Below are 12,263 nucleotides of genomic sequence, written 5' to 3' on the forward strand. Positions count from 1 at the left end.
ATCCAAAGGGGGCGTATGCCGATGGTTGTCGGCGTCGTTGCGGGGGCGGCGGTCGTCGCCGTTCTCGTTCTGATCGGTCTGTTCAAGTTGATGTGGCGGGTCGCGGAACCCAACGAGGCACTCGTCATCTCCGGCTCCAAGCACCGCATGGAGGGGCTGGAGGAGGGCATGGGTTTCCGCATCGTCACGGGGCGCGGCACGCTGGTGATGCCCGGTGTGCAGGTGGTGCGCAAACTGTCGCTCGACCTGAACGAGACCGAACTGCATGTGGACTGCGTGACGCACCAGGGCATCCCGCTCAAGGTGCGGGGCGTGGTCATCTTCAAGGTCGGCGACGACTTCGTGTCGATCGCCAACGCGGCCCGGCGCTTCCTCGACCAGCAGAAGATGATGTCGGAGCGGGTGCACAACGTCTTCGCCGGCCATCTCCGCTCCATCGTGGGCGGGCTGACGGTCGAGGACATGATCCGGGACCGGGAGAAGCTCACGGGGCAGACCCGTGCCGCCTGCGGTACGGAGATGGAGAAGCTGGGCCTGATCGTGGACTCGCTGCAGATCCACGAGATCGAGGACCCGACCGGGTACATCCAGAACCTGGCGATGCCGCACGCGGCGGCCGTGCAGCGGGACGCGCGCATCGCGCAGGCGGAGGCGAATCGTCTCGCCACGGAGGCGGAGCAGGCCTCGTTCGCCCGGATGGCGGAGGCCACCCGGGACAGCGAGATCCTGCAGGCCGGCTACCAGGCCGAGCGGGACAAGGCGGCGGCCAAGGCCCGGCAGGCGGGTCCGAACGCCGACGCGGCGGCCCGGCAGGAGGTCGTCATTCAGGAGACCCGGGTCGCCGAACTGGAGGCGCACCGGCGCGAGCAGCAGCTCCAGGCCGACGTCCGCAAGCCCGCGGACGCCAAGGCGTACGAGAAGCGCACGCTGGCCGAGGCCGAGCGTGACGCGCGGATCTCGGCGGCGCAGGCCAAGGCGAAGGAGACGGAACTCGCGGCCGCCGCCGAGGCGACCCGGGTGAAGACCGCCGCCGGAGCCGAGGCCGAGGCCACCAGGACCCGGGGTGAGGCCGGCGCGGCCGCGACCCGGGCCACCGGTGAGGCCGAGGCGGCCGCCGCACAGGCAAGGGGTCTGGCGGAGGCCGAGGCGACCAAGGCGCAGGGTCTCGCGGAGGCGGAGGCCATCAAGGCCCGGGCCGCCGCCCTCGCCGAGAACCAGGAGGCGGTCGTCGCCCAGCAACTCGCGGAGAACTGGCCGGAGATCGTGCGGGCCGGTGCGTCCGCGTTCGGCAACGTCGACAACATGGTGCTGCTCAACGGCGCCGACGGCATGGGCGACGTGTTCGCGAAGGCGCTGACCATGGGCGGGACCGGGCTGGGGCTCGCCCGTCAGCTGCTGGCGTCCATGAACCAGAACGGACAGACGCCGGGCGGGACTTCGCCCCTGAACGGGGTCGCCGCGCCGCCGCCGTCGCAGAAGGTGCCCGTCGAAGGGAAGTGAACCGCTGGTGGGACTCACGGGGGCACCCCTTAGGGTGCCCCCGTGAGCACGTCTACCGATGGATACGTCCCGGGCCGCTTCGGGCCCACCGCCACCACCGAGGCCGACCCGCGCGAGGTGGGCCGGGTCCGCACGGAGTACTCGCCCGCGCACGACGGCGACCCCGACCCCGGTGAGATCGTCTGGACCTGGGTGCCCTTCGAGGAGAGCGACGGCCGGGGCAAGGACCGTCCGGTGCTCGTCGTCGCCCGCGAGGCGGCCGGCACCTTCCTCGCCGTCCAGCTCTCCAGCAAGCGCCACGACAACGACCGGGAGTGGGTCGCGATCGGCAGCGGCCCCTGGGACCGCACGGGACGCGACTCCTGGGTGGACGTCGACCGCGTCCTCAGGCTCCACGAGGACGGCATGCGCCGCGAGGCGTGCGCGCTGGACCGGGGGCGGTTCAACCTGGTCCGGCAGCGGCTGCACGAGCGCTACGGCTGGACCTGAGCGCCCAGCGCCCGCTCGAAGGCCGCCTTCACCTCGGTCCCCGGCGTCCGGTCCAGCACCCCGAACACCACGTGCTCGAAGGTCCGCCCGAACCGCCCGCCGGGGGCGAGGAGCGCCCGGAACGCCTCCGCCACCTGCGCGGGGTCGTTGCGGAACACCCCGCAGCCCCACGCGCCCAGCACCAGCCGCCGGTAGCCGTGCGCCGCGGCCGTCTCCAGCACCCGCTCGGCGCGCACGGCGAGGGCCCGCGGCAGCTCGGGAGCGCGCTCCGGCGCCGTCCGCAGCACCACCCCCGCGTTCGGCGCGGCGGAGGTGAGGAAGCCGGCGGTGTACGGCTCGCCCAGCAACCGGCCGCGGTCGTCGCGGAAGACGGGCACGGCCGGTGAGTGGATCACCCGGTCGGTGTAGAACGGGTCGCGGTGGGCGCGATGGTGGTCGTAGAACTCCCGGACCCGCAGCAGACAGGCGTACAGCGCGGAGCCGCGGCACAGGGCCTCCTCCTGCGCCTGCGCGCCGTTCAGATAGCCGCCGCCCGGGTTGCGGGCGGAGGCGAAGTTCAGGACGGCGACCGGGGAGTCGGCGAGCCGGCGGGCGGCCTCCAGGCTGCTTTCGCCGGTGACCTCGACGGCCGTGGTGACGGGGGACGCCTCCGGTACCGGGACCGGTCCCGGGCCCAGCATCCGGGTGCCCGCCCGGGCGGCCTCGACCGCCGCCGCGAGGGACACCTCGCGCCCGTCGGGTGCGCGGTAGGCGCCCGCCGCCACGATCTCCTCCGTCTCCCGCGCGATCCCGCGCAGCCGCGCGCTCATGGCGCCACCCCCGTGGACTCCATGGGCGTGCGGGTCTCCCCCGCCTCTCCCGCCGTCGTACTCATGCACGCATCGTGAGCGACGCCGGACAGGCGGTGCAACGAGATTTTCCGGGACCGGGAAACACACCGGGAACTCCCAGGTAACAACATGTAATCGGCACGGATTCGAAGGCCGCCGGACCATTACGCACCGATTTGCACCCTTGTGCGTTTTGGAACGAGGGTCTTGGGTGGGACAGATGTGATGCCGGTCCGGCGGCCCGGAAGCCGGACCGGTGGCATGGTGGAACCTCAGGAGGATCCCGACATGTCCGATTCGGTCAGCGACTGTACCGACAGCCCCACCGACTGTACGGAGCGCCGCGACACCCTCACCGAGGCCGAGGTGGAGGCCTTGGTGAGGGGCATCTGTTTCAAGACCGGCCCGCCCCGCACCCTCGGTGTCGAACTGGAATGGCTGGTCCACGAGCTGCGCCGGCCGCGGCTCCCCGTGTCACCCGAACGGCTCGAAGCGGCCTACGCCGCGCTGAGGACAGTGCCCCTGAGCTCGCCGCTCACCGTCGAACCGGGCGGGCAGCTGGAACTCAGTTCACCGCCCGCCGCCTCCCTGATGGAGTGCCTGGGCACCCTCTCCGCCGATCTGGACACCGTCCGGGCCGTCCTGCGCGAGCGGGACCTCGCCCTCGTCGGCCTCGGCACCGATCCCTGGCACGCGCCGCGCCGGTTCCTGCACGAGCCGCGCTACGACGCCATGGAGACGTACCTCGACCGCACCGGGCCGGCCGGCCGCGCCATGATGTGCACCTCGGCCTCCGTGCAGGTCTGTCTGGACGCCGGCTACGAGGAACCCGGCCCGCTCGGGCACGGACGGCGCTGGTGGCTCTCGCACACGCTGGGCGCGGTGCTGGTGGCGGCCTTCGCCAACTCCCCGCTGCTCGGCGGCAGGCCGACCGGGTGGCGCTCCACCCGGCAGCTGCTGTGGACCGAGATCGGCGCCGGCCGCGCGGGCGCCCCCGCCCTGGACGGGGAGCCGCGCGAGGCCTGGGCCCGGCATGTGCTGGACGCTCCGGTGATGTGCGTACGGCGCGAGGGCGGCCCCTGGGACGTCCCGGAGCGGCTCACCTTCCGCGAGTGGATCCGGACGGGGTCCCCGACCCGCGCGGACCTCGACTACCACCTGACCACCCTTTTCCCGCCGGTCAGACCCCGCGGCCACCTGGAGCTGCGCATGATCGACGCGCAGCCCGGCGACGACGGCTGGATCGTGCCGGTCGCCGTGGCGACGGCGCTGTTCGACGACCCGGAGGCCACGGAGTCGGCCTACCGGGCGGTGAAACCGCTGGCCGAGCGGGCGCTGCCGCGGCCCGCCCCGCACAATCCGCTGTGGATCGAGGCGGCCCGCTACGGCCTGGCCGACCCCGAGCTCCAGGAGACCGCCGTCGTCTGCTTCGAGGCCGCCCTCCGGGCCCTGCCCCGGCTCGGCGCCACCGCCCCCGTGCTGGAGGCCGTGGCCGCGTACCGGGACCGCTATGTGCTCCGGGGCCGCACCCCCGCCGACGACACGCTCGACCGCCTGCGCGGCACGGACACCCGCGCGTACGGGAAGGACCTCCGCCCATGACCGAGACCACTCCGGCCGCCGGCCCACTGGACGCCGACGCGCTCCGCGACCGCGCGCTGGCGAGCCTGACCACCGCCCGTGAGCGCACCACGCTCCTGACGACATGCGTCGAGGAGCCCGACCTCACCGCCCAGCACTCCCCCCTGATGTCCCCGCTGGTGTGGGACCTCGCCCACATCGGCAACCAGGAGGAGTTGTGGCTGCTGCGCACGGTGGCCGGGCGGGAGGCGATGCGTCCCGAGATCGACGGCATCTACGACGCCTTCGAGCACCCGCGTGCCGAGCGGCCCTCGTTGCCGCTGCTGCCGCCCGCCGAGGCCCACCGGTACGCGGCGGAGGTCCGCGGCCGGGTGACGGACGTGCTGGAGTCGGCCGACTTCCACGGCACCCGGCTGACGGAGGCCGGCTTCGCCTTCGGGATGATCGCCCAGCACGAACAGCAGCACGACGAGACGATGCTGATCACCCATCAGCTGCGCCGGGGCCCGGCGGCCCTGACCGCCCCCGACCCGGATCCTCTCCCGCTGTTCACCGGGCCGGCCGAAGTGCTGGTCCCCGGCGGCCCGTTCACGATGGGCACGTCCAACGAGCCCTGGGCCCTGGACAACGAACGCCCCGCGCACCGGCGCGAGGTGGCCCCCTTCCACATCGACACCACACCGGTGACCAACGCCGCGTACCAGGCGTTCATCGACGACGGCGGCTACGACGAGGAACGCTGGTGGACGAAGGAGGGCTGGGCGCACATCCGCGGCCACGGCATCCACGCCCCGCTGTTCTGGCACCGCGACGGCGGCCAGTGGCTGCGCCGCCGCTTCGGGACCACCGAGGTCGTGCCGCCCGACGAGCCGGTGCTGCACGTGTGCTGGTACGAGGCCGACGCCTACGCCCGCTGGGCCGGGCGCCGGCTGCCGACCGAGACCGAGTGGGAGAAGGCGGCCCGCTTCGACCCGGCCACCGGCGGCTCGATGCGCTACCCGTGGGGCGACGCCGACCCCGCCCCCCGACACGCCAACCTGGGCCAGCGCCATCTGCGCCCGGCCCCCGCCGGCAGTTACCCGGAGGGCGAATCCCCCCTCGGCGTACGCCAGTTGATCGGTGACGTGTGGGAGTGGACGGCGAGCGACTTCCTGCCCTATCCCGGGTTCCGTGCGTTCCCCTACAAGGAGTACTCGGAGGTGTTCTTCGGGCCCGAGTACAAGGTGCTGCGCGGCGGTTCGTTCGCGGTGGACCCGGTGGCCTGCCGGGGCACGTTCCGCAACTGGGACTACCCGATCCGGCGGCAGATCTTCTCCGGCTTCCGCACCGCGCGCTCGGGGACCGTCTGATGTGCCGTCATATCGCGTGCCTGGGGCCCGTGGAGCCGCTCGGCCGGGTGCTGGTGGAGCCGCCGCACGGGCTGTACCGGCAGTCGTGGGCGCCCAGGCGGCAGCGGTACGGGACGGTCAACGCCGATGGTTTCGGCGTGGGTTGGTACGCCGAGGACGATCCGGTCCCGGCCCGCTACCGCCGCGCCGGACCGATCTGGGCGGACCTGTCCTTCGCCGACCTGGCCCGGGTGGTCCGCTCCGGGGCGTGGCTGGCCGCCGTACGGGACGCGACGCTCGCCGGGGCCGACGCGGAGGCCGCGGCGGCGCCGTTCGCGGCGGGGACCTGGCTGTTCAGCCACAACGGGGCGGTGTCCGACTGGCCGCGCTCCCTGGAGTCCCTGGTGCGCACCCTGCCCGCGGCCGACGTGCTGTCGATGGAGGCGCGCACCGACTCGGCGTTCGTGTGGGCGCTGGTCCTGGCCCGGCTGAACGGCGGGGACCCGGAGGGACAGGCGCTGACGGACACCGTCCTCGAGGTCGCCGCGGCGGCACCCGGATCCCGCCTCAACCTGCTGCTCACCAACGGTACGGCGATCACCGCGACCGCCTGGGGCGACAGCCTCTGGTACCTGGCCGGTCCCGGCGGCCGCACGGTCGTGGCCTCCGAACCCCACGACGACGATCCGCGCTGGCAGGAGGTCCCCGACCGCACCCTCCTGACGGCGAGCCGCACCGACGTCCTGCTCACCCCCCTCAAGGACCCGAGTCCCGACGCGGTACCCGCACCACCCGAGGAGACCCCCACGTGAGCCTGTTCCAGAGCACCCGGACGCTCCCGCCGAAGGGAAACCGCCCCAGTCCGCCGTCGACCCGAGCGAGGCACTTGTGACCGGCACCCGCACCTACGGCTACACCAACACCCTGGACGCCGGGCACTACGCCAAGGCACTGCGCGCCGACATCCGCGGCGGGCTGACCAGCATCCCCAAGTCCACGGCACCCACGTGGTTCTACGACGCCCGGGGCAGCGAACTCTTCGAGGAGATCACCCAGCTCGAGGAGTACCCCCTGTGGCGGGCGGAGCTCGGCTTGTTCACGCTTCACGCGCACGACATCGCCGCGCGTACGGGGGCCCGCAGCCTCGTGGAACTCGGTTCGGGCAGCAGCACCAAGACGAAGCTGATCCTGGAGGCGCTGGGGCCGAACGGCCTGCACTACGTCCCGGTCGACGTCAGCGAGGACGCTCTGCACCAGGCCAGTGCCCAGCTCGTACAGGACTATCCGCGTCTCGTCCTGCACGCCCTCCGTGCCGACTTCACGGCTCCCTTCGTGCTGCCGGAACTGCCCGCCGACAGCCCACGCCTGATCGCCTTCATCGGCAGCACGCTGGGGAACTTCCGCCGGCCGGCCCGGGTCCCCTTCCTGCGTGAACTCCGGGACGTCATGCGCCCGCAGGACTTCCTGCTGCTCGGCGCCGACCTGGTCAAGGACACCGAGGAGATGATCCTCGCCTACGACGACGGCGACGGCGTCACCGCCGCCTTCGACAAGAACCTCCTGCACGTCCTCAACCGCGAACTGCGCGCCGACTTCGACCCCGACGCCTTCGAGCACCGGGCGGTCTGGTCCGAGGCCGAGCAGCACATCGAGATGAGGCTGCGCAGCCGCGCGGATCAGCAGGTCAAGATCCGGGAGCTCGACCTCACCGTGCACTTCGACCGCGGCGAGGAGTGGATCACGGAGCGCAGCGCGAAGTTCACCACGGATGGGCTGCGGACGGAACTGAACGCGGCGGGCCTGCACGCGGATCAGGTCTGGGAGGACTCCGGGGCAGGTTTCTGCGTCGTCCTCGCCACTCCTCGCCAGGGCGTGTTGCGAAAGTAGCGTCGTCTGCCCGAAGAGCAGGCAGGCGGGACTTTCGCAACACGCACCTGACCGCCCGCTGCCGCCAACACGGCATGGGATGCGGCCCCCTCGTCCTGTCGGGCGCGGGGGCCGCGTGCCGTCCGTGCGCCGCTGGCTCGGCAGTAGGGTGAAAGCGTGACTTCCCTGCCGGATAACCCGCCGTCACCGCTCCGCGAGGACGACCGCGACGCGGCCGTGCGCCGCCTGCAGGAGGCGTACGCCGCAGGCCACATCTCGCACGAGGAGCTGGACGAACGCCTTCATCGGGCGCTCACCGCCGGGACGGACAGCGAACTCGGGTCGGTTCTCGCCTCGCTCCCGGCGCTCCCGGCGGAGAACGGGGACACCACCTCCACGATCGCCGCCGCCGGCGGACGGATCACGCGCGGCGGCGCATGGCGGGTGCCTCGGATCCTCAAGGTCACGTCCGCCTTCGGCAGGGTGCACCTGGACCTCTCGCGGGCGGTCATCGAGCATCCGGTGGTCGACATCGAGCTGCAACTCGGCACCGGCAGGGCGAGGATCACGGTGCCTCGCGACGCGCTCGTCGAGTACGACGAGCTGCACACCGGGTGGAAGGACACGCGGTACAAGCCAAGGCGGAGCTCCCGCCCGGACGGGCCGACGATCCGGATCTCCGGGGCCATGGGGTACGGACGGCTGAAGATCCGTCACGCGCGGCGCTGATTCCTCGGCCCTCGCCCGCGCCGCTCCCCCACGTCCGTGACGCGAGGCCGCGCCGGACGGTGCCCGCGTCAGGATTCCGTATGGATCCGCCCGTACGGCGTCAGGACCCCGTCAGCGACGGTGTCCCGGCCCCGCCCGGCCGCCTAGCGTCGGGGACATGCCTCCGATGGACCCCTGGGCCCCTGGGCCCCTGCAGCCGACGACCGTCACTGGCGTGGCAGCGCCCGGCTGGCGGCGATCTGCGCCGTGGTGTTGTGCGCCCTCTTCCTGCTCGTGGACTGGGACGCGGGCAGCCTGACGCTCCTGCGATCGCTGCTGTGGCTGACCCTGTCCGCCACCCTCTTCGCCGTCCTGCTGCCGCACCGGGTCACCGCGGGCCCCGGCTGGCTGGCGGTGGGCACCCCTTGGCGCCGGCACACCGTGCGTACGGACGCGCTGGTGGCCGTACGGCAGTTCGGCGGCGTCTCCTCGCACCTGGTCCTGCGCGACGCCCACGGCGGGCGCCTCGAACTCGACCCCCGCGTCCTCGCCGCCAACCCCCTGATCTGGCACGAACTCGACACCGGTGTCCACCGCTCCGTCGAACGCGGCACGCTCCGCCAGGGCGCGGACGTCCTGGAGCAGCTCGGCCACCGGATCGACGACGAGACCGCACGAGCCGTCCTGAGGGCGTCCGGGCTTTCCTGACCGGGCCGGAGAGCATCACTCCGTGGTGTCGTCGGAGGTGGTCCCGCGTTTGGTGTGGAGGACTTCGCGGGCCTGTTCGGCGGCACGGGTGATGCTTTCGCTGATGAAGTCGAGGAAGCGGGCGATGTTCTCCAGGCGGGCGGCGGCGGGGGTGTGGGGGCCGAGTACGGCGACGCCCCGGCGTGCGGTTTCGACGAGCTGGTCGTTGGCCCGCGCGCTGGCGATCGTCGCCTGGTAGAAGAGTTCGTCGTCGACGACGTAGCGGTCGCGGCGGCGTTCGTCGCGTTCCCGGCGGACGAGGCTCTGGCTCTCCAGGAAGGCGATCGCCTTGGAGATGGACGCCGGGCTGACCTGGAGGCGCTGGGCGAGCTGGGACGCGGTGAGGCTGCCCGCGTCGGTGGTGAACAGGCAGGTCAGCACCCGGGCCGACATCTTGCTCAGGCCCGACGCCATGAGGACGGTGGTGAACGTCTCCTCGTACTCGGCCACGGCCTCGGCGTCGCGTCCGTGCGGCTGGGGGACCGGCTCCGCCCCCCGGGCGGAGACGGGCCTGCGCCGGTGGGCGCGGCGTTCGGTGGCACGGTGGGCCAGGTCGGCCCGGTAGGCGGTGGGGCCGCCGTTGCGCATCACCTCACGCGTGACCGTCGAGGTCGGACGGTCGAGACGTCGGGCGATCTCGGCGTAGGGGAGGCTGTCGGCCAGCCCCAGCGCGATCTGCTGACGTTCCTGCTGGGTGAGCCTGCCTCCCGGCATCGCGATCTCCTCGGTGATCCTCCGTGGCGGTCCCTGATGTCATCCAGCATAGCGTTCACTTCACGTTCATTGCAATGATCGAGATTCCGCCCGTTGCATTGAACGAGCGGCCGTTGCAACACTTTAACCGCTTCTAGCTGCGAAGATAGCAATTTCGCGCAACAGATATGTTGCCTTGATTTGGAAAGCAACGTAGCGTTTCCGGTGTTAGAAACAACGAGCAGACACGGGAGAGCACGATGCAGAAGTTCGAGACCCCCGCCCCGATCTCCGCCGTCCTGGACCTCCCCGCCGGACGCGTCCAGTTCATCGCCGCGGACCGCGCCGACACCACCGTCGAGGTCCTGCCCGCCGACCCCTCCAAGAGCCGCGACACCAGGACCGCCGAGCAGACCACCGTCGCCTACGCGGACGGCGTCCTGCGGATCACGGCCGCGGCCCCCGACAGCCGGCTCTTCGGCCCCTCCGGATCCGTGGAGATCACCGTCCGGCTGCCCGCCGGCTCCCGCGTCGAGGCCAAGGCCGCGAGCGCCGAGCTCCGCGGCGTCGGACGCCTCGGCGACGTCGTCTTCGACGGCGCGTACCGACAGATCAAGATCGACGAGGCCGCGAGCGTCCGCCTCACCGCGACCGACGGCGACGTCGAGGTCGGCAGGCTGGGCGGCCCCGCGGAGATCAGCACCGCGAGGGGCGACATCAGGATCGCCGAGGCCGCGCGCGGCACGCTCGTGCTCCGCACCCAGTCCGGTGACATCTCGGTGGCCGCGGCCGCCGGCGTCTCGGCCGCCCTGGACGCCGGTACCGATCACGGCCGTGTCAGCAACGCCCTGAAGAACGACGGCACCGCCGAACTCGACATCCGCGCCACCACCTCCCGCGGCGACATCACCGCCCGCAGCCTCTGAAGGAGCGGAACGAGGACCGGTCATGCCGCCGCCGCGCCCGACGGGCAGGACTACCCGGCGGGCGCTCCCGGCCGTACGGGGGCCGGCTGGACCGGTTGCGCCGGCTGGACCGGCTGGACCGGCTGGACCGGCTTGGCCGGTGGAGCCGGCGGGGCCGGCTGTGGGGCGGCGGCGGTACCGGGGCCGGCCGGCCCGGGGGCGGTGGGCGGCTGCGGGGCGGCCGGCGGCTGCCCCGGGGCGCTCGGGGTGTCCGGGCCGCCCTTGGCGGGGTCCGGTGCCTCGGGCCCGCTCTGCACCGGCGGCTCCGCCGGGCCGGCGCCGTCCACGCAGTCGACGAAGCTGACGAAGCCGGGCCGGCCGCCCCCGTCGGTGACGGCGAACGTGTCCTCCGGGTGGTTGCGCAGAAGACACATGTCGTAGCGGGCCACGGTCGGCAGGGAGTCGCGCCCGCCGTCCGTCCGGTACTCGTGGCGGCCCGCCAACTGGCAGGAGTCGTACCGCACCAGCGGCCCGCGCGGTCCCACGACGTACTGGTGGGACCGGACCTCGGGTGAGAAGGCCTTGTAGGCGTTCGCGGTGTCGTCGCAGTCGCTGAAGTGGACGGTGCCGCTCTTCCACACACAGTCGATGATCCGCACATCGGGGTTGCGCACCTCGAACCGGATGTCCTGGGCGTGGAACCGCTGTACCGAGTCGTGGTGCTGGGCGACGGGGAAGCGGAAGAACGTGCTGGTGGTGCCGTACTCCGGGCTCTGCGGCCGGGTGCCGGTGACGATGTAGGAGCCGCCCCGGCAGGTGATGGAGCCGCCGTAGGGGAACTCCAGGAAGTTCCCCCAGTCGTACTCGACCTTCATGTCGGTGAACCAGTAGTTGAGGAACTGGTCCTGGTCGTTGGGGTCCTGCCCGCGGCCGGTGACACCCGAGTAGAGGAACGCCCTGCGGTAGGCGCCGCCGACCCGGCACGCCTCCCAGCGCATCTCCGAGTTGGTGTCCGTGCCGTCCAGGGCGACGCCGTACTCCCACTCCCCCATCCACTCGCACTCCGAGAACCGGTAGTCCTGCGCCTGCCCGGTGGAGTACGAGCTCATGAAGGAGGCGCCCGGGGTGGCCGAGCGGAACTGGATGCGTTCGAAGGAGAGGTTGGCCCAGATGTCGTCGTTGCGGCAGAGATAGGAGCCCGGACCGGTGGGCGGGCGGAAGACGAGGGTGGTCATGCGCTTGCCGGCACCGGAGAAGCGCAGTCCGTTGGCCGGGCGCAGCGGGGCGGCACCGTCCAGCAGGGCGCGGGGACGGGTGATGAGGAACTCGCCGGGCGGGATCTCGATCACCGTGCGCCCCACGCCGCGGGAGACCCGGGTGGCGGCGAGCGCGTAGGCGTACTCGAAGGCCGCGCTGTCGTCGGTGCGTCCGTCGCCCACCGCGCCCAGGTCGCCGACGTTGATCACGCGGGACAGCAGGTCCCCGGACGGCTTGCGCCGGCCGGGGCCCGACACGGCGGACGCGGTGTGGGCGGTGAGGACCGTCGCGCCCAGCATGGTCACTCCGCCACGCAGTAGCTGTCGGCGGCTGACACGGGACATCCCGCCTCCCCGTTC

At 72.4% G+C, this 12,263-nt stretch carries 12 protein-coding genes; 9 read left to right on the forward strand and 3 right to left on the reverse strand.

What is annotated here, in order from left to right; translation table 11 throughout:
• Positions 1–15 precede the first annotated feature (15 nt).
• Positions 16–1,500, forward strand: a complete 1,485-nt coding sequence (locus tag ABT057_RS04090) for a flotillin family protein (RefSeq protein WP_352340852.1) — start codon at positions 16–18, stop codon at positions 1,498–1,500.
• 42 nt (positions 1,501–1,542) lie between these two features.
• On the forward strand, positions 1,543–1,989 hold the full coding sequence (locus tag ABT057_RS04095; protein WP_352340853.1) for a type II toxin-antitoxin system PemK/MazF family toxin: 447 nt from the start codon (positions 1,543–1,545) through the stop codon (positions 1,987–1,989).
• Here the strand turns inward: ABT057_RS04095 and ABT057_RS04100 are convergent.
• Positions 1,974–2,798: a TIGR02452 family protein gene (locus ABT057_RS04100; RefSeq protein ID WP_352340854.1), complete on the reverse strand. Its 825-nt coding sequence runs from the start codon at positions 2,796–2,798 to the stop codon at positions 1,974–1,976. The two genes, ABT057_RS04095 and ABT057_RS04100, sit on opposite strands and share 16 nt — an antisense overlap.
• Positions 2,799–3,107: 309 nt before the next feature.
• Between ABT057_RS04100 and egtA the strand changes: the two genes are divergently transcribed.
• The 6 genes from egtA (at position 3,108) to ABT057_RS04130 (ending at position 9,010) form a co-directional block, all read left to right on the forward strand.
• Positions 3,108–4,421 (forward strand): ergothioneine biosynthesis glutamate--cysteine ligase EgtA, encoded by a 1,314-nt coding sequence (gene egtA, locus ABT057_RS04105; protein WP_352340855.1) that lies wholly within the window; start codon positions 3,108–3,110, stop codon positions 4,419–4,421.
• A complete protein-coding gene (gene egtB / locus ABT057_RS04110; protein ID WP_352340856.1) occupies positions 4,418–5,749 on the forward strand; it encodes an ergothioneine biosynthesis protein EgtB in 1,332 nt (443 codons plus the stop codon). Before egtA ends, egtB begins: the two co-directional genes overlap by 4 nt.
• Entirely contained in the window at positions 5,749–6,540 is a 792-nt protein-coding gene (gene egtC, locus ABT057_RS04115; protein WP_352340857.1) for an ergothioneine biosynthesis protein EgtC, read from the forward strand. Before egtB ends, egtC begins: the two co-directional genes overlap by 1 nt.
• Before the next feature lie 76 nt (positions 6,541–6,616).
• Positions 6,617–7,615 (forward strand): L-histidine N(alpha)-methyltransferase, encoded by a 999-nt coding sequence (gene egtD / locus ABT057_RS04120; protein WP_352340858.1) that lies wholly within the window; start codon positions 6,617–6,619, stop codon positions 7,613–7,615.
• 156 nt (positions 7,616–7,771) lie between these two features.
• Positions 7,772–8,323, forward strand: coding sequence for a DUF1707 SHOCT-like domain-containing protein (locus ABT057_RS04125; protein ID WP_352340859.1), 552 nt, complete (start codon positions 7,772–7,774; stop codon positions 8,321–8,323).
• Between the two features lie 237 nt (positions 8,324–8,560).
• Positions 8,561–9,010: a hypothetical protein gene (locus ABT057_RS04130; RefSeq protein WP_502973772.1), complete on the forward strand. Its 450-nt coding sequence runs from the start codon at positions 8,561–8,563 to the stop codon at positions 9,008–9,010.
• Between the two features lie 15 nt (positions 9,011–9,025).
• Here the strand turns inward: ABT057_RS04130 and ABT057_RS04135 are convergent, their stop codons facing one another.
• The gene (locus tag ABT057_RS04135; protein ID WP_352340861.1) at positions 9,026–9,763 is read right to left on the reverse strand and encodes a helix-turn-helix domain-containing protein; all 738 of its coding nucleotides are present in this window, start codon (positions 9,761–9,763) and stop codon (positions 9,026–9,028) included.
• A gap of 239 nt (positions 9,764–10,002) precedes the next feature.
• Between ABT057_RS04135 and ABT057_RS04140 the strand changes: the two genes are divergently transcribed.
• Positions 10,003–10,668 (forward strand): DUF4097 family beta strand repeat-containing protein, encoded by a 666-nt coding sequence (locus tag ABT057_RS04140; RefSeq protein ID WP_352340862.1) that lies wholly within the window; start codon positions 10,003–10,005, stop codon positions 10,666–10,668.
• A gap of 50 nt (positions 10,669–10,718) precedes the next feature.
• Here the strand turns inward: ABT057_RS04140 and ABT057_RS04145 are convergent, their stop codons facing one another.
• Positions 10,719–12,248 (reverse strand): glycosyl hydrolase family 28-related protein, encoded by a 1,530-nt coding sequence (locus ABT057_RS04145; RefSeq protein ID WP_352340863.1) that lies wholly within the window; start codon positions 12,246–12,248, stop codon positions 10,719–10,721.
• Between the last annotated feature and the right edge of the window lie 15 nt (positions 12,249–12,263).

Origin of the sequence: Streptomyces sp. NPDC002588, from assembly GCF_040295925.1 — a bacterium.
Lineage (GTDB): Bacteria > Actinomycetota > Actinomycetes > Streptomycetales > Streptomycetaceae > Streptomyces.